The sequence below is a fragment of the Aggregatibacter actinomycetemcomitans DSM 8324 genome (assembly GCF_000372365.1).
GTDB lineage: Bacteria > Pseudomonadota > Gammaproteobacteria > Enterobacterales > Pasteurellaceae > Aggregatibacter > Aggregatibacter actinomycetemcomitans.
In genome coordinates, this window is the sequence record NZ_AQUU01000014.1 from 41,670 (window position 1) to 57,668 (window position 15,999).

Here is a 15,999-nt window from a genome sequence, read left to right on the forward strand (position 1 = left end):
TATAGATCATAATTTAATCAGAACGTCCAAAATCCGCCATACTCACCATTACAACATTCTTATATAATTAAGGTGAATTTTGAAGTTAACTAAATCCCGATTGCCTTTGTATAAGGCATTTCTCTCAAAATCTCATTGAGTATAATCTCTTATACATTAAACAATTTTTTATTTTTATTCTAAGGAGGCAGTATGTCTGCTATGTTTTTATTTCAGTTCGCCATTGTGCTGCTCTGCATTTTAATCGGTGCGCGTGTTGGCGGAATCGGTTTAGGTGTATTTGGTGGCTTGGGGCTTACAATTTTGTCCTTTGGGTTCGGTTTAAAACCTGCCGGCTTGCCAATTGATGTGATGTTTATGATTATGGCGGTAGTTGCAGCGGCAGCGGCAATGCAAGCTGCCGGTGGGTTAGATTACATGATCAAAATTGCCACTAATATTTTACGTCGTAATCCGAAAGACATTACTTTTATGGCACCTGCGGTAACTTGGACATTTACGCTGTTAGCAGGAACCGGTCACGTGGCTTACTCCGTATTACCGGTTATCGCTGAAGTGAGCCGTCAAAATGGTATTCGCCCGGAGCGTCCGTTATCCATGGCGGTTATCGCATCACAATTTGCTATTGTTGCAAGCCCGATTGCGGCGGCGGTGGTAGCCGTGGTTGCCTACCTTGAACCGCAGGGTATTCACCTGGGGGATGTCCTGATTGTTACCATTCCTTCTACGATAATCGGTCTTTTCCTTGCTTGTATCTTTGTGAACAAAATGGGCAAAGAATTGAAAGATGATCCGGAATATCAACGCCGCTTAAACGATCCTAAATATGCGGAAGCTTTCAATTCAACCACTAGCAGTAAAGAACTTGAAATTAGCAAAACCGCAAAAATTTCCGTCTCACTTTTCTTATTCGGTGCATTACTTGTGGTTTTAATGGGGGCAATGCCTTCATTACGTCCGGTATTCGACGGCAAACCGATGGGTATGGCACACACCATTGAAATTATTATGTTAACCATCGGTGCATTAATTATCTTAACCTGTAAACCGGACGGTACGGAAATTACCAAGGGTTCGGTTTTCCATGCCGGTATGCGTGCAGTTATCGCCATTTTCGGTATCGCATGGTTAGGTGATACGTTAATGCAGGCGCATCTTGAAGAAGTGAAAGGTATGGTGAGGGGTTTGGTAGAAACTGCGCCTTGGACATTTGCAATCGCCTTATTTATCCTGTCTGTATTGGTAAACAGCCAAGGGGCAACGGTGGCAACGTTATTCCCGCTTGGTATTGCCCTTGGCATTCCGCCGGCAGTATTAGTTGGTGTGTTTGTGGCGGTAAATGGTTATTTCTTCATTCCGAACTACGGTCCGATCATTGCCTCTATCGACTTTGACACTACGGGCACCACACGTATCGGTAAATACATTTTCAATCACAGCTTCATGTTGCCAGGCTTATTGAGTATGGCATTCAGCTTAGCCTTAGGCTTATTATTTGCAAATATTTTCCTATAACACGATTTTGCTTAGGGGAATAATAGCGTCTTATTTCAGGCGCTATTTTTTATTTAGCCGTTAAACACGAAATACATTATTTTTACGAATAAAATTAATTAGCATTTGTCATGTAAATGTTATGATATAGCACTTTCATTGAGGTGATTTTAAGGACAAATAAACATTATGATGATTGATAAACGGCTGATAAATACGGTCGCCAACAGCAAAAAATGGATTACGATTAATGTATTGTGGAACTGGGTTACATTAATTGGCGGCATTATTAGCGCAGTGGTGTTTGCCATTTGTTTGCAATGGGCGTTTGAGCGTTCGCTTACCCTCCAAAGTGCGGTTATTTTTACCATCGTTTTAATTGCCTGTTTGGCACTACGTGCCTGGGCGGGCAAAATGGCAGTGAAAGCGTCCTATAAAGCCAGTACGCAGGTGAAACACAAATTACGTACGCTGATTTATCAAAAACTGTCTTCCATGCCGCTTAATCAGGTAAATCAACAATCAACCTCTTCCGTAATTCAAGTGGCTTCCGAAGGGGTGGAACAGCTGGAAATTTATTTCGGGCGTTATCTCCCGCAGCTTTTTTACAGCCTACTTGCGCCACTCACGCTGTTTATTTTTTTGGTTTTTTTCAACGCGCCAACGTCCCTCATTCTGTTGGTTTGCGTACCGTTAATTCCTATGTCCATTATTGCCGTGAATAAAATCGCGAAACGTTTATTAGCGAAATATTGGTCCATTTATGTGGGTTTAGGCAGCAGTTTTTTGGATAACTTACAAGGCTTGATTACTTTAAAAATCTATCAGGATGACGATTACAAAGCCAAACAAATGGACATTGAAGCGGAAAATTTCCGCACTATTACCATGAAAGTGCTCACTATGCAGCTGAACTCCGTTTCGCTAATGGATTTATTGGCTTATGGCGGCGTTGCGCTGGGTATTTTGACCGCACTTTTACAATTCCAGGACGGCAATTTATCCATTTTCGGCGTGGTGTTATTTATTTTACTGGCTTCCGAATTTTTCATTCCATTGCGCTTGCTTGGTTCCTTCTTCCATGTGGCGATGAACGGCAAAGCTGCTTCGGAAAAAATCTTTACGCTGTTGGATACGCCGGTGGAAGAAAATAAAAGTGCGGTGGATTTTCCGGCTAAAAATGAAGTCACCGTGCAAATTAACGATTTGCATTTTACCTATTCCGAGGAAAAACCCGTTATTAACGGCTTAACCCTCAGCATCCAGCCGAAACAGTTAACGGTTTTCGTGGGCAAAAGCGGTTGTGGCAAATCGACCTTGGTATCTTTACTAATGGGGTTCTATCAGGCGCAACAAGGCGAAATTTTGTTTAACGGCATCGATATTAAACAGATTAACCGCCATTCCTTATATCGCCACATTTCGCTGGTAAGTCACAGCAGTTACATTTTCAAAGGCAGCTTGCGGGAAAATATGCTAATGGTGTTATCAAATGCCTCCGACGAAGTCATTTATCAATGTTTGGAACAAGTGAATCTGGCGAATTTTGTGCGGGAAAACGGCGGTTTGGAGATGCCGTTGCTCAGTCGCGGAAGCAATTTGTCCGGCGGGCAAATTCAACGTTTAGCGCTTGCCCGCGCCCTTTTGCATAACGCTGATGTCTATATTTTCGATGAAGCTACCAGTAACATCGATGTAGAAAGCGAAGAAATTATTCTGCAATTTATTCAACAGCTTAAACACAGCAAAACCATTGTGATGATTTCTCATCGGTTGGCAAACGCGGTGAACGCGGATCAGATTTATGTGCTACAAAGCGGTCGCTTGATGGAATCCGGCGATCATGCCTCTTTAATGGCAGAAAACGGAATTTATGCAGAAATGTTCAATCAACAAAAGAATTTAGAAAATATCAGAATGGGGGCAAATCATGCGTAAGAACGGATTTGTCGTCATGTGGCAGCTCATGAAATTGGTTACGCCGTTAGCCCACATCATGAGTTTCACCATCATTATGGGCACCCTCGGTTTCCTCAGCGCGATTTTCATTATGGTGCTGGGCGCCATGGGATTGGCGGAACTGCTCAATTTCCACGTTCACTTAAATTTATCGCAAATTTTGACCGCACTTATCGTGTTGGCGGTAGCACGCGGCATTTTGCGTTATCTGGAACAAATGTCCGGGCATTACATCGCTTTCAAATTATTGGCATTATTGCGCGATAAAGTGTTTGGCGCATTGCGTCGCCTGGCGTTCGTTAAATTGCAGGATAAACAATCCGGGCAATTGCTCTCTTTAGTCACCAACGACATTGAATTGTTGGAAGTGTTTTACGCACACACCATCGCCCCCATCGCTATTGCCTTTCTCACTTCCGCCATTTTATTGGCGGTATTCGCTCACATTTCCTGGTGGTTCGTGTTGGTGGCTCTGTTGGCGTATGTGACCATCGGCATTATTCTGCCTATCGTCACTACCCAAATGGCGCGCGAAGACGGGCGCAAATACCGCGAGCTGGTGGGCGAAATGAACGATTTCTTTCTCGACAGCATTCGTGGCATGAAAGAAATTCAGTTATTCGGCAACGAACAAAAACGCCTACAGGAAATTCACCAACGCAGCGAAAAAATCGATCAGGCATTCTTAAAAATCAAACAACAGGAAGGCAATGTGCGTTCCTTTACGGAAATCGCCGTATCGTTTTTTAATATCGTGATTTTACTGGTGGGCTTAACGTTATTTGCTTATGATAAAATTGATTTTGTCGGCTTGTTAGTGGCGGTGATTTTGCTTATGTCCGGCTACGGACCGGTGATTGCCTTAAGTAATCTCTCCAATAACCTGCTGCAAACCCTTGCCAGCGGCGAGCGGGTATTGGCGTTGCTGGCGGAACAGCCTGAATTGAAAGACGTGGAAAATGGAGTAAGTATCACCGATGTGCAGCAAATTAAGGTAGAAAATGTCAGTTTTGCTTATGCGCAGGAACAGATTTTGTCCGATGTGAATTTGCACATAAATAAAGGCGAAATCCTCGGCATTCACGGACGCAGCGGCAGCGGAAAAAGCACGCTGTTAAAATTGATTATGCGTTTTTACGATCCGCAACAAGGCAGCATCTGTATTAACGATACCGACTTAAAACACATTAACACCGTGAATTTGCGCGATAATATCGCTTACATCACGCAACAAACCTATATTTTCAACGAAACCATTTATGAAAATATTTTGTTGGCGAACCGCAACGCGACCAAAGAACAAGTGATTGAAGCGGCGAAAAAAGCGTCTATTCATGAATTTATCATGAGCCTGCGGGAAGGCTATGACACCAAAATTACCGAAATGGGGAACAACCTTTCTGACGGCGAAAAACAACGCATCGGTATTGCCCGCGCTTTCTTGCACAACGCGCCGATTATTTTGCTGGACGAACCTACCAGCAATCTGGACAGCTTAAACGAAGCCATGATTTTGCAATCTTTATTGAATGTAAAAGCGGAAAAATTAATCATCCTCGTCAGCCATCGCGCCTCCACCATGGCGATTTGCGATCAGGTGATCCCGATTGCCAACGGCCGAATGTCATAGTTGTTCCTACAAAGTGCGGCTAGCTTAACTATTTGAGGGGTATAAAACCTAAAGATCTGTTTTTGGCATGAAATGTAAAATAAGCAGAGCTAAATTGAATCTGTTAAAAAATTAGCCAGGCTTGTATTTATCCCTGGTTTCATATTTAGCCCCTTTTGCCAACATTCTGAGTTGTAAAATCAACCGCGCTTTTAACTGTTCCCGTTCCGCCTTACTCATGTCTAAGGCACTGGCTCCAGTAGTAAATACAATGGTGACCATCCCTTCAGCCTGCACATAAGCGATATATTGGGAATAGTGGTTTTTGTGGGCAATGTATTCTGACAGTTCGTCGATAAAATGCTTTATTTCACGGGCAGCGGCAGTGCGGAAAGCCTGTGATGTGCCTGAACTTTCACGCAATAGTAGGCGGAATATGTTTGGACTGTTGTTGATAAATTCAAAGAAGGTTTCCACTGAGATGACGATAACGCTTCCGCCGTTGGCAATGCGTTTACGTGCTTGACGCATGAGTTGACGTAGGATTAAACCTGCTTCATCCACCATGGTGAGACCAAGCTCATTCATATCGCGAAAATGGCGATAAAATGAGGTCGGAGCAATACCGGCCTCGCGGGAGACTTCCCGCAAACTCAAATTGGAAAAACTCTTTTCTGCCGTCAGCTGGTTAAAAGCCGCATCAATTAAGGCACGACGGGTTTTTTCTTTTTGCTGCGCCCGAATACCGACCATAGCTTACCCCATTAAGAAGATAAGATAGATTTAACCGATTGACTCACCGTATTTGCTACTCGCTCATAACGTGCACGTAATGGTGAACCCGGGCGATAAACCAAGGTAATGTCGCGGGATGGTTCCGGTTCATCACAAGGCAGGTATTTTACGCCACTACGATTGCCTTCACTGAGCACAGCAAGCTGTGGCATTAAAGTGACGCCGGTATTGGCAGCGACCATGTTGCGTAGAGTTTCTAAGCTGGTTGCCTGAAAGTGGGCGTTTTCCCGTGCGCCGGCAGTGAAGCAATAACCTAATGCTTGGTTGCGTAAGCAATGCCCATCGTCCAACATTAATATTTCACAGTCTTTTAGTAAGGACATTGAGACTGAATTTTCATTAGCCCATGGGTGCTGCTCAGCAACGGCAATAAGCATTTTTTCATTAAATAGTTGGACTTCAATAAAGGCTTCAGTTTCCGGTACGGACGCTACAATAGCACAATCCAATCGACCGGTTTCCAGTTGTTCTAACAACCTATAGGTTTGTGCTTCATAAAGGAATAATTCCAGATCAGGGAAATTTTGCTGTAAGGTCGGTACGATATGAGGCATTAGATAAGGTCCTACAGTAGGAATAATGCCTATATGTAGCGGACCGGTCATGTCTTTGCCTTGGTTGCTTGCCATTTCTTTTAATAACTTTACTTCGCGCAAGACGGTTTTAGCCTGATCCACCAATAATAAACCCGATTGGGTAAACAATACTTTACGGCTGGTACGTTCCAACAGAATAATACCCAACTCATCTTCCAGTTTACGAATTTGTCCGCTTAATGTCGGTTGGCTTACATGACAAGAATCCGCCGCACGACGAAAGTGCTTGTGTTCGGCAAGCGCTACAAGGTATTCTAAATCACGAATATTCATAGATCCTCAATTATAGAAGGTAGCAATTAAAAAAATAGAATTAATTGATTGCGACTATATCATAATTTTACCTATAATTCACCTTATGTTTAGATATTGCTTAGGCTTTTAACGGCGGTTTCTAAATGTGTTCTGCAAATTTTAATAGGAGAAAAATCATGTCTAATATGGAAGGTAAAAAAGTTCCTCAAGTGACATTCCGTACGCGTCAAGGCGACCAATGGATTGATGTCACTACATCCGAATTATTTGATAATAAAACCGTTATCGTTTTCTCTTTACCGGGTGCATTCACCCCGACTTGTTCTTCTTCCCATTTACCACGTTATAACGAATTAGCGCCGGTATTCAAAAAATACGGTGTTGATGATATTCTTGTGATTTCCGTGAATGATACATTCGTGATGAATGCATGGAAAGAAGATGAAAAATCCGACAACATTACTTTCATTCCTGACGGTAATGGCGAGTTCACCGAAGGCATGGGCATGTTGGTAGGGAAAGAAGATTTAGGTTTTGGCAAACGTTCATGGCGTTATTCTATGCTGGTGAAAAATGGCGTAGTAGAAAAAATGTTTATCGAACCAAACGAACCGGGTGATCCGTTTAAAGTGTCCGATGCCGATACCATGTTGAAGTATCTTGCACCGCAACACCAAGTTCAAGAATCTATTACGATCTTCACTAAACCGGGTTGTCCATTCTGTGCAAAAGCAAAACAAATGTTACACGAAAAAGGCTTGAGCTTTGAGGAAATCGTGTTAGGTCACGATGCGACTATCGTGAGCGTACGTGCGGTTTCCGGTCGTGCGACTGTGCCGCAAGTATTCATCGGTGGTAAACACATCGGTGGTAGTGATGATTTAGAAGCGTATTTTGCGAAATAATCAACATTATAAAATAAATGAGGACGCCGGTTCGGCGCCCTTTTTTTATTTTCTTTAACTCTAATAATGCAGTGGTGGGGTTTCTTCCGCTTGGCTGGCGATATTGGAAGGCTGTATATCTTGTATTTTATTCGCCAGATAACGTAACTGGAGCTGAATTTTATCCAGAATAAATTGTTGTTCAACTAATGCCTGATTCAATTCTTCAATGACAGTTTCCTGAAAGGTCGCTTTCATCTCCAATTCGGTGATACGCTGTGCTAAATTTTGTTGCATCGACATAATATTTCCTAAATAACTGTTGTGAATTTGTTGAATCCGTTTTACCCTATCCAACGCATTTTTTACTTATTATAAAGGATAGAACCCAATGTTAAAAATGAAGAAAATTTCAGTGCCGGTGCTGATTTTAAGTGCGGTCGTTTCTAGCGGTGTTTTGGCGGAAAGCAAAACTGATGCAAAATTTACCGATGATTCCTCTTACGCGGTAGGCGTATTATTCGGTTCCGATTTACAAGGCTTAATTAACGCACAAAAAGGCATGATTGATTACAACAATGCGAAAGTGATTGCCGGGATTTCCGACGTGTTAAACGGCAAAGTAAAATTGGAAGGCAACAAAGAAATCGCCTCTACCTTGCAAGGCATTAATGCCAAGTTAAAAGCGGAAAATGAAAAACGTGTCGCCGCCATGGTGAAAAAAGCGGAAGAAGAAGGCAAAAAATTCACGGCAGAATTTGCTAAGAAAGATGGCGTGAAGAAAACTGCTTCCGGTTTGTTATATCGTGTGGAAAAAGAAGGGTCCGGTGATGCCATTAAAGCTGCCGATGTGGTTAAAGTTCACTATACCGGTAAATTGCCGGACGGTACCGTATTTGACAGCTCCCGTGAGCGTGGAACGCCTGCCGAGTTTCCATTAAATCAAGTGATTAAAGGTTGGACCGAAGGTCTGCAATTAGTTAAAAAAGGCGGACAAATTGAGTTGGTCATTCCGGCGGACTTGGGGTACGGTGAGGACGGTGCGGGCGATAAAATTCCACCGCATTCCACACTTCACTTTGATATTGAAGTATTGGACGTCACCCCGGCGAAATAACCTGAAAAACGACCGCACTTTTCCGGCAAGCGAAAGTGCGGTCATTTCTAGTGGCTTATAACAATAAACACGTTCTTTCATGTTAACGGATAAACGACCTTTTACTGACGAAGATCGCACCATTTTAAATTCTTATATTGCCGTGGTTGACGGCGTGAGTGCGCTTATCGGGCAACATTGCGAAATTGTTTTACATTCCTTTGAGGATTTAGAACATTCCGCCATTTATATCGCCAACGGGCATAACACCAACTGTCAGGTGGGTTCGCCCATAACGGATTTTGCTTTGCGTTCATTGCACGAGATGAAATCAGACAGCGTCAGTAAACCTTATTTTCTCCATGAGGAGAAAAACAGCGGTTTGATGAAGTCGGTAACCATCGCTATTCGCAACAGCACAAAGCGTATTATTGGTTTGCTTTGTATAAACATTAATTTAGACGTGCCGGTGTCGCAATTTCTGCAAAATTTTATCCCAATCCCCGATCATCAAGAAACCTCAGCGGTGAATTTTGCCAGCTCGGTGGAAGAACTGGTAGTGCAAACTGTGGGTAAAACCATTGAGGAGATTACTGCTGATCGCATGGTGGCGAATAATAACAAAAATCGCCAAATTGTCGTTTCTCTGTATGAAAAAGGCATTTTCGACATTAAAGACGCTATCAATTTAGTGGCGGAGCGTCTCAATATTTCTCGTCATACCGTGTATTTATATATTCGTCAAATTAAACAAGATCAGGATGAATAAGTCATGGATTATGTGTTGGTGGTGAAACAACCGGTTTACGGTAGTCAAGGCGCGTTTCTGGCGTACCAACTGGCACAAGTACTGGTGCAAAAGCATCATATCCGCCAAATCTTTTTTTATCAGGATGGCGTAACCAACGGCAACGCCTTGGTTTATCCCGCTAATGACGAATTTAATTTGGTCCAAGCCTGGCAGGCATTTTCCCGTCAATTTAACGTGCCGCTGCATTTGTGCGTTGCCGCCGCTCAACGGCGTGGCGTGGTGGATAGCTATTCTGCCGCCGATAAAAGTGCGGTTAACCTGGCGGACGTTTTTCAACTTGCCGGCTTGGGTGAATTCAGCCAAGTCTTATTACAAGCCGATCGGGTGATAACCCTATGAGTAAACTTGCCTTTATTTTCCGTCACGCGCCTTATGGTTCGGCAAATACACGCGAAGGATTAGACGCGCTGCTTGCCGCCACGGCATTTTGTGCGGAAGAGGACATCGCGGTGTTTTTCTTGGATGACGGCGTGTTGAATTTGCAAAAACATCAACAGGCGGAACAGATTTTGCAAAAAGATACGGCAAGCGCATTGAAATTATTGGATTTATACGACATTGAACAACGTTATGTGTGCGCCGATTCCCTGCAACAATTTCAACTTAAGCCGCCGGATTTATCCTTAGACTGTGAGGCGCTGCCGCGTGAACAGCTGATGAGAATCCTGCAACAATGTGAAAAAATTCTGACTTTCTGATTATGCTTTATACCTTTTCCCAAGCCCATTATTCCCAAGCCGAACTGGAACGTTATCTGCTGAATGCCAGCGCACAGGATGCGGTCGTGCTGTGGCAGGACGGCGTGTTATTGGCGTTAAAACAGGCGGATTTATTGGCGCGCTGTAAAGCGCAATGTATGATGTTGCAGGAAGATATTTTGGCGAGAAATTTAACCGCACTTTTGCTGTCACCAACAAAAGTGCGGTTGATTTCTTTGACGGATTTTGTGGCAATCAGCGAACAATATTCTCCGCAAATTGCCCTTTGAGGGGCTAAATCTCATACTCCACGCAGACCGGAATTTTTGCCTGTAACAAGAATTGTTTGGTGCGTTCCTGTTGCGGGTTTTCAAAAAATTCACGCGCGCCGTTTTGTTCCACCACATTGCCGTCTGCCATTAAAATCACGCGATCCGCCACGTCGCGGGCAAACTGCAATTCATGGGTGACGATAATCATCGTCCAGCCTTCCTGCGCCAGTAATTTCAAAGTTTGTAGCACTTCACCGACCAATTCCGGATCCAGCGCCGAGGTGGGTTCGTCCAGCAGAATAATGTCTGGTTGCACCGCCAACGCGCGCGCAATACCGACACGTTGCTGCTGACCGCCGGATAATTGGGACGGATACAAATGCATTTTGTCTTTTAAGCCCACTTTGGTGAGCAATTCCTCGGCGCGCTGTTCCGCTTCCGCCTTGCTTTTCTTTTGCACCACAAGCATGCCTTCCATTACATTCTCAAGTGCAGTGCGGTGGGGAAATAAATTGTATTGCTGGAACACCATGGAAGAGCGGCGACGCAGCTTTAATTCGTCGGCTTTGCTGATTTTTTTGGCAAAATCCAATGCAAGGCTGCCGTCGGTGAAGTGCAACGTGCCCTGTTCGGCGCGTTCCAGTAAATTTAAACAGCGTAAAAACGTGGTTTTGCCGGAGCCGGAAGGGCCGAGAATCGCCACCACTTCGCCTTTTTGAATCTGAAAATCGATCCCTTTCAGCACCTGATTGCCGTTAAATGTTTTATGAATGTTGCGAACATCTAACATGGGATTTCCTTAGGCTTGTAAGTGACGGGACAGGCGTTTTTCCAAGCGTTCCTGAGCAAATGACAAAACCAGACAAATGCACCAGTAAATTAACGCCGCTTCGCTATAAATCATAATAAATTCATAGTTTTCCGCCGTGATGTTTTGTGCCACGCGGAACATTTCGGTCACCAGCACCAAAGAAGCTAACGACGTGTCTTTTACATTGCTGATGAAGGTGTTGGATAACGGCGGCACGGAGACGCGCAAAGCTTGCGGCATGATGGTGCGGGTGAAGGTTTGGAAATAGTTCATGCCGATAGAATAGGAAGCTTCCCATTGCCCTTTCGGGATGGATAAAATCGCTGCGCGAATGGTTTCCGACGCGTAGGCGCCGATATTAATGGAAAAGGCGATAATCGCCGTCGGAAAGGGATCCAGTTTAATGCCCACTTCCGGCAATCCGTAGAAAATAATGAAAATCTGCACCAACATCGGCGTACCGCGAATGATGGAAACATAGATGCGACAAAGCAGTTGCAACACAAGTAAACCGATGCTGCTTTTCGGCATGGTACGAATCACCGCCACACCCAACGCAATCACTAAACCGGCAAAGAAAGAGATAATTGCCAACGGAATGGTTTTATCAATTGCCGCTTCCAACATAGGCCAAAAAGCGCTGATGGCTTCATTGGCTCTTTCTGCATTCATAAAGGGAAGGGAGGCAAGAAAATTATTGAGTAATGTCATCACCGAACCATTTAATTGAGATTTGCTTCAAGGTGCCGTCTTTTCGTAATTCTTCCAGCGCCTGATTGATTTTTTCCACCAACGGTTCTTCACCTTTTAACACGGCAAAACCGGAAGGCACTTTTTCATCGCGTTTTACTGCAATTTTTAAGCCGGCATTTGGTTGTTTTTTGAAGTAATCCAACACTGCTAATTGGTCGTTTACTACGGTTTGTGCACGATCTTGTGTGATGAGTTTCAAGGCTTGCGCCAAACCGTCCACCACGATCAATTCCGCGCCGTTGGCTTTGGCGATTTTGCCGTAGTTACTGGTTAAGGATTGCGCCGCTTTTTTGCCTTTTAAATCTTCAAATGCCTTAATGCTGTCATCGCCTTCTTTGGTCACGATAACCGCCGTGGAGTAGTTATAAGGTGTGGTGTAAAGGTACTTTTTCAAGCGTTCCGGACTTGGGCTGGTTTGGTTGGCGATTAAGTCGAAACGTTTGGCGTTTAACCCGGCGTACATGGAATCCCATTGGGTTTCGTTAAATTGAATTTTTAAGCCTAAACGTTGCGCCACAGATTCGATAATTTCCACGTCAAAACCGGTTAATTTGCCGCTGTCATCGTGGAAGGTGAACGGAGCGTAAGTGCCTTCCGTACCCACTAATAAGGTTTTGGTTTTTTCCACGCGATCGGAAATTTCGCCTGCTGCCGCCTGCGTGGCGATGCCGAGGGCTAAACCGGTTAACAGTAATGTTTTTGCTAAAATGGATTTTTTCATAATTCGTTCCTTTATTTTGCTTAATAAGAGGAAAAGTGCGGTGGATTATTACAGTAAATCTGCGCCGAATAAAATAATCATTTTCTCTATCGTATAACTAAAAGAAATAAAATTTGTCTACAAAATCAACGGTATTTATCTAAGAAACGATAATAATTGACGCCAATTTTTAATGCCAGATTTTTCACCAATTTGCCGCCGAACACGGAAGGCACTTTTAATTTACTGAAAATCGTTAAACGCTCGTCGTTGCCTAAGATGGCTTCCGCCACAATGCGCCCCGCCAAACCGGTGAGCGCGACGCCGTGTCCGGAATAGCCTTGCGCGAAATAAATATGCGGCGAAATCCGCCCGAAATGCGGGTTGGAATTGATAGTCATGTCGATAGGTCCACCCCAGCCGTAGTCAATTTTGACCTGTTCCAACTGTGGAAAAACATGCAACATATTGCCGCGCATGACTTCAATCATGTCTTTTTCCGAACTGGAGTCACTGCCGAACAGCAAGCGATTATCGGCGCTTAAACGATAATAATCCAGTAAATAATTGCTGTCGCACACGGACATTCCGTTATTAATCACCGAATCGGCGGTGGCTTGATCCAACGGTTCGGTGGCGATAATAAAACTTTCCACCGGAAGAATTTTGCGCGCAATACCGTGGTGAATGCTTTTCGGCAAGGCGTCAATATAGGCGTTGGTCGCTAATGCCACATCTTTGGCGATGACCGAACTTTGATCGGTGATCACTTCAATTTTCGTGGCTTTTTCCTGCAAATCCACTACCGGCGACTGTTCATAAATGCGCACGCCCAGCTCCAAACAGGCTTTCGCCAAACCGAGACAATAATTGAGCGGGTGTAAATGCCCGGAATTACTGTCGTACAACGCGCCGTAATAAATTTTGCTGCCCAGATGTTGTTCCAGCTTAGCTTTATCCCACAGTTGCATATTTTGATAGCCGAAAATCTCGTGGCTGGCTTTTTCGATCGCAATGAGATCGTCCATGCGGCGCTCATTTAACGCCAAGGTAGCATAGCCTTTCTTCCAATCGCATTGAATGCCGTATTTAGCAATGCGCTCATCAATAATCTCAATGGCTTCCAGCGACATCTGCCATAGCTTGCGGGCGGTGTCCAGCCCCACTTGCGCGATATATTCGTCGATGCCGTCTTCAAACCCGTTAATCGCCTGCCCGCCGCTACGCCCCGATGCACCGAAGCCTACCCGCGCGCCTTCCAGCACGATCACGCTTTTTCCTTGCTCGGCAAGTTCCAACGCAGTGGATAAACCGAAAAAGCCCGCGCCCACCACGCAAACGTCGGCAGATGCTTTTTGACTTAGCGATGGTAACTCAAAATGTTGGTTACGAGTGACGGAATAATAGGATTCAACATGTTCCTGATGTGAAAACGCTAGCATAAAAAAAGCCTGTAATGGAAAGTGGGAGCATATTACTACGCAAGGGGGAGAAGTCAATATTTGTACGACAGACAAGCAAAAGTGCGGTCATAAAAAAATGTATTTTACACCGCACCTATCAAGATTATTGCAATGCCTTCAGCGCTTCTTGATATTCTTTCGATTGCTCTAACAAAATCTTAGCGGCTTCGCGCAGTTTATCCACATCAGATTCAGGCAAATAGAAAGAGGTGCCGATATGTAACACATCGGTTTTTAACTGTCCTTCAGGCAGATTCCGCAAACTCAAATTCACAAAATAAATCTTAATTTTTACGTCTTTTTTGCGCTTGGTGTAAGCATTCCATTGGTCGGCAAATTTTTGTGAATATTGCAATGTGGATTCCGTCGCTTTATCAATAGGCACACTGATAACTGTATTAACCACTTCTTTCACGCCCGGCACATCCGCCGATTTATCTATCTGACTGGTATTTTCGTTTTGCGCATTCACATTCACCACCACAATATTGCGCAAATTGGACTTTTTCAATTCTGTATATAACTCATGCATACTCAATAAATTCGACATATCCAATAAACTCGCCAAGCCCAAATTGTCTGTCAAACCGCCGTCTACCAAATGTAAATAGGTTTTTTCGGGATTATTTTGATAGCGGGCAAAACGTTTTTCCATAGCATTAAAATTATTTAGCAGGAGCCAATAACCCGGCTGTTCGGTCAACATCGCTTTTTTGTTATGGATATGGCAAGATCCACCATGATTATTGAGCGTCACCGGCGAAAAAATTAACGGCACGGCGCTGGACGCCGCCACCGCGCGGGCAATTTCAATATCGTTTAAATCCAGACAAAGCCAATCAAAGAAATCTTGGGTAAAGGAGATTTTTTGCCCCATGGCCATGTCCGTGGCATTGATCACCGCAAAAGGACCTTTTCTATGTTGGGCGAGGTCGGCAAATTTTTTCCCTTTATATAACGCAAGATTCAACTGCTCCTGCAACAAATCGCTCCGCCCGAATTGCGGGGAGGTTAGCCGAGGCACGTTGCTCATGGAGAACACTTCGTTAATTACTTTCTTTTGAAAGTCCTTTTTCAAAAAGGATTCGTTAAATTTCGGGATCACATCCTGCCCTTCCTGTGCAAAATATGCCGCCAACACCGAACCGCCCGACACGCCGTACACCACATCAATATTTTGCAACAGAGTATCGCCTTTTTCCGTCGGTCGCACCGAGGCGTTTTTGAATTGCTCCAACATGCCGTAGCCCAAAGATGCCGCCCGCGAACCGCCGCCGGAAAAGGTCATAATCACCAGATTCTCTTTTTGCAACGCCTGCTGCATGACGTTTTCCAAACGATAACCGCTTTGCAGATCGATGTGTTCAATGGTTTTGGCAGGTTGATAAATGATGGAGTGGCAAGCGGTTAGCAACGCTAAACCGGCGGCGAGAAAGGTCAATCGGAAAGGAAAGTTCGCGCGTTTCATAACAATATCCCTTTGACGGATTTGGATAAAATTTATTCTACAACGCTTAGCAAGAAAGGGGAAAGTGCGGTGGATTTTTTCGGTGTTTTTATTTTGAAAATGTGATCGGTGTGGCAATTAAGGAACAAAATGTGAAGATACGCATGGTGTATTTACTCAAATTTACAAAGAAAATGGTGGTATACAGTATTGGTTTATAACAGAGAAAGGTATACAATCCTAAGCCAAATTTTAGTTTATTATAGAATAAGGAGGTAAATTGTGGGTTATTCATCTATTGCTATCGCCAACTCATTCATTGGCAAGGCTAATATTGGAGAAATTTCTAATTTAAC

The 15,999-nt window shown here is 44.0% G+C and carries 17 protein-coding genes; 9 read left to right on the forward strand and 8 right to left on the reverse strand.

Going from position 1 to position 15,999, the window contains the following annotated elements; translation table 11 throughout:
- The first annotated feature begins 192 nt into the window (after nucleotides 1-192).
- The 3 genes from A3CS_RS0108630 (at nucleotide 193) to cydC (ending at nucleotide 5,083) form a co-directional block, all read left to right on the forward strand.
- On the forward strand, nucleotides 193-1,515 hold the full coding sequence (locus A3CS_RS0108630) for an anaerobic C4-dicarboxylate transporter (protein ID WP_005589153.1): 1,323 nt from the start codon (nucleotides 193-195) through the stop codon (nucleotides 1,513-1,515).
- Nucleotides 1,516-1,683: 168 nt separating this feature from the next.
- Entirely contained in the window at nucleotides 1,684-3,432 is a 1,749-nt protein-coding gene (locus A3CS_RS0108635) for an ABC transporter ATP-binding protein/permease (protein ID WP_019518413.1), read from the forward strand.
- Nucleotides 3,425-5,083, forward strand: a complete 1,659-nt coding sequence (cydC, locus tag A3CS_RS0108640; RefSeq protein WP_026161192.1) for a thiol reductant ABC exporter subunit CydC — start codon at nucleotides 3,425-3,427, stop codon at nucleotides 5,081-5,083. The genes A3CS_RS0108635 and cydC overlap by 8 nt, the downstream gene beginning before the upstream one ends.
- Nucleotides 5,084-5,194: 111 nt before the next feature.
- Here cydC and fabR read toward each other — a convergent pair whose 3' ends face one another.
- Nucleotides 5,195-5,815 (reverse strand): HTH-type transcriptional repressor FabR, encoded by a 621-nt coding sequence (gene fabR, locus A3CS_RS0108645; protein WP_005539586.1) that lies wholly within the window; start codon nucleotides 5,813-5,815, stop codon nucleotides 5,195-5,197.
- 11 nt (nucleotides 5,816-5,826) lie between these two features.
- Nucleotides 5,827-6,726: a DNA-binding transcriptional regulator OxyR gene (gene oxyR / locus A3CS_RS0108650; RefSeq protein WP_019518414.1), complete on the reverse strand. Its 900-nt coding sequence runs from the start codon at nucleotides 6,724-6,726 to the stop codon at nucleotides 5,827-5,829.
- A gap of 158 nt (nucleotides 6,727-6,884) precedes the next feature.
- On the opposite strand from oxyR, the gene pgdx reads away from it, so the two are divergent.
- Complete coding sequence (pgdx, locus tag A3CS_RS0108655) at nucleotides 6,885-7,613, forward strand: hybrid peroxiredoxin PGdx (protein WP_005539592.1); 729 nt, start codon at nucleotides 6,885-6,887, stop codon at nucleotides 7,611-7,613.
- Between the two features lie 60 nt (nucleotides 7,614-7,673).
- Here the strand turns inward: pgdx and A3CS_RS0108660 are convergent, their stop codons facing one another.
- Nucleotides 7,674-7,895 (reverse strand): SlyX family protein, encoded by a 222-nt coding sequence (locus A3CS_RS0108660; protein WP_005546325.1) that lies wholly within the window; start codon nucleotides 7,893-7,895, stop codon nucleotides 7,674-7,676.
- Nucleotides 7,896-7,983: 88 nt separating this feature from the next.
- Here A3CS_RS0108660 and A3CS_RS0108665 point away from each other — a divergent pair, with 88 nt between their 5' ends.
- The 5 genes from A3CS_RS0108665 (at nucleotide 7,984) to A3CS_RS0108685 (ending at nucleotide 10,487) form a co-directional block, all read left to right on the forward strand.
- The gene (locus A3CS_RS0108665; protein WP_005546327.1) at nucleotides 7,984-8,709 is read left to right on the forward strand and encodes an FKBP-type peptidyl-prolyl cis-trans isomerase; all 726 of its coding nucleotides are present in this window, start codon (nucleotides 7,984-7,986) and stop codon (nucleotides 8,707-8,709) included.
- Nucleotides 8,710-8,788: 79 nt separating this feature from the next.
- Nucleotides 8,789-9,457, forward strand: a complete 669-nt coding sequence (locus A3CS_RS0108670; RefSeq protein ID WP_005546328.1) for a helix-turn-helix transcriptional regulator — start codon at nucleotides 8,789-8,791, stop codon at nucleotides 9,455-9,457.
- A gap of 3 nt (nucleotides 9,458-9,460) precedes the next feature.
- Complete coding sequence (gene tusD / locus A3CS_RS0108675) at nucleotides 9,461-9,838, forward strand: sulfurtransferase complex subunit TusD (protein ID WP_005546330.1); 378 nt, start codon at nucleotides 9,461-9,463, stop codon at nucleotides 9,836-9,838.
- Nucleotides 9,835-10,197 carry a sulfurtransferase complex subunit TusC gene (tusC, locus tag A3CS_RS0108680; RefSeq protein ID WP_005546332.1) on the forward strand — a complete coding sequence of 121 codons (363 nt, stop codon included), beginning with the start codon at nucleotides 9,835-9,837 and terminating at the stop codon, nucleotides 10,195-10,197. The genes tusD and tusC overlap by 4 nt, the downstream gene beginning before the upstream one ends.
- 2 nt (nucleotides 10,198-10,199) lie before the next feature.
- Entirely contained in the window at nucleotides 10,200-10,487 is a 288-nt protein-coding gene (locus A3CS_RS0108685) for a DsrH/TusB family sulfur relay protein (RefSeq protein ID WP_005546333.1), read from the forward strand.
- A gap of 4 nt (nucleotides 10,488-10,491) precedes the next feature.
- Here A3CS_RS0108685 and A3CS_RS0108690 read toward each other — a convergent pair whose 3' ends face one another.
- The 5 genes from A3CS_RS0108690 to A3CS_RS0108710 all read right to left on the reverse strand — a co-directional run bounded on the left by A3CS_RS0108690 (nucleotide 10,492) and on the right by A3CS_RS0108710 (nucleotide 15,664).
- Nucleotides 10,492-11,259 carry an amino acid ABC transporter ATP-binding protein gene (locus A3CS_RS0108690; RefSeq protein WP_005546337.1) on the reverse strand — a complete coding sequence of 256 codons (768 nt, stop codon included), beginning with the start codon at nucleotides 11,257-11,259 and terminating at the stop codon, nucleotides 10,492-10,494.
- 9 nt (nucleotides 11,260-11,268) lie between these two features.
- Nucleotides 11,269-11,991 (reverse strand): amino acid ABC transporter permease, encoded by a 723-nt coding sequence (locus A3CS_RS0108695; RefSeq protein ID WP_005546340.1) that lies wholly within the window; start codon nucleotides 11,989-11,991, stop codon nucleotides 11,269-11,271.
- Complete coding sequence (locus A3CS_RS0108700) at nucleotides 11,975-12,754, reverse strand: amino acid ABC transporter substrate-binding protein (protein ID WP_005546341.1); 780 nt, start codon at nucleotides 12,752-12,754, stop codon at nucleotides 11,975-11,977. Before A3CS_RS0108700 ends, A3CS_RS0108695 begins: the two co-directional genes overlap by 17 nt.
- A 125-nt stretch (nucleotides 12,755-12,879) precedes the next feature.
- Nucleotides 12,880-14,175 carry an NAD(P)/FAD-dependent oxidoreductase gene (locus tag A3CS_RS0108705; protein ID WP_005546343.1) on the reverse strand — a complete coding sequence of 432 codons (1,296 nt, stop codon included), beginning with the start codon at nucleotides 14,173-14,175 and terminating at the stop codon, nucleotides 12,880-12,882.
- A gap of 124 nt (nucleotides 14,176-14,299) precedes the next feature.
- The gene (locus tag A3CS_RS0108710) at nucleotides 14,300-15,664 is read right to left on the reverse strand and encodes a patatin-like phospholipase family protein (protein WP_005546344.1); all 1,365 of its coding nucleotides are present in this window, start codon (nucleotides 15,662-15,664) and stop codon (nucleotides 14,300-14,302) included.
- Nucleotides 15,665-15,999: the final 335 nt, after the last annotated feature.

Excerpts from the sequence above, each read along its gene's own strand:
- A3CS_RS0108630 (WP_005589153.1), top strand. The coding sequence starts at position 193 with ATGTCTGCTATGTTTTTATTTCAGTTCGCCATTGTGCTGCTCTGCATT.
- A3CS_RS0108635 (WP_019518413.1), top strand. The coding sequence starts at position 1,684 with ATGATGATTGATAAACGGCTGATAAATACGGTCGCCAACAGCAAAAAA.
- cydC (WP_026161192.1), top strand. The coding sequence starts at position 3,425 with ATGCGTAAGAACGGATTTGTCGTCATGTGGCAGCTCATGAAATTGGTT.
- fabR (WP_005539586.1), bottom strand. The coding sequence starts at position 5,815 with ATGGTCGGTATTCGGGCGCAGCAAAAAGAAAAAACCCGTCGTGCCTTA.
- oxyR (WP_019518414.1), bottom strand. The coding sequence starts at position 6,726 with ATGAATATTCGTGATTTAGAATACCTTGTAGCGCTTGCCGAACACAAG.
- pgdx (WP_005539592.1), top strand. The coding sequence starts at position 6,885 with ATGTCTAATATGGAAGGTAAAAAAGTTCCTCAAGTGACATTCCGTACG.
- A3CS_RS0108660 (WP_005546325.1), bottom strand. The coding sequence starts at position 7,895 with ATGTCGATGCAACAAAATTTAGCACAGCGTATCACCGAATTGGAGATG.
- A3CS_RS0108665 (WP_005546327.1), top strand. The coding sequence starts at position 7,984 with ATGTTAAAAATGAAGAAAATTTCAGTGCCGGTGCTGATTTTAAGTGCG.
- A3CS_RS0108670 (WP_005546328.1), top strand. The coding sequence starts at position 8,789 with ATGTTAACGGATAAACGACCTTTTACTGACGAAGATCGCACCATTTTA.
- tusD (WP_005546330.1), top strand. The coding sequence starts at position 9,461 with ATGGATTATGTGTTGGTGGTGAAACAACCGGTTTACGGTAGTCAAGGC.
- tusC (WP_005546332.1), top strand. The coding sequence starts at position 9,835 with ATGAGTAAACTTGCCTTTATTTTCCGTCACGCGCCTTATGGTTCGGCA.
- A3CS_RS0108685 (WP_005546333.1), top strand. The coding sequence starts at position 10,200 with ATGCTTTATACCTTTTCCCAAGCCCATTATTCCCAAGCCGAACTGGAA.
- A3CS_RS0108690 (WP_005546337.1), bottom strand. The coding sequence starts at position 11,259 with ATGTTAGATGTTCGCAACATTCATAAAACATTTAACGGCAATCAGGTG.
- A3CS_RS0108695 (WP_005546340.1), bottom strand. The coding sequence starts at position 11,991 with ATGACATTACTCAATAATTTTCTTGCCTCCCTTCCCTTTATGAATGCA.
- A3CS_RS0108700 (WP_005546341.1), bottom strand. The coding sequence starts at position 12,754 with ATGAAAAAATCCATTTTAGCAAAAACATTACTGTTAACCGGTTTAGCC.
- A3CS_RS0108705 (WP_005546343.1), bottom strand. The coding sequence starts at position 14,175 with ATGCTAGCGTTTTCACATCAGGAACATGTTGAATCCTATTATTCCGTC.
- A3CS_RS0108710 (WP_005546344.1), bottom strand. The coding sequence starts at position 15,664 with ATGAAACGCGCGAACTTTCCTTTCCGATTGACCTTTCTCGCCGCCGGT.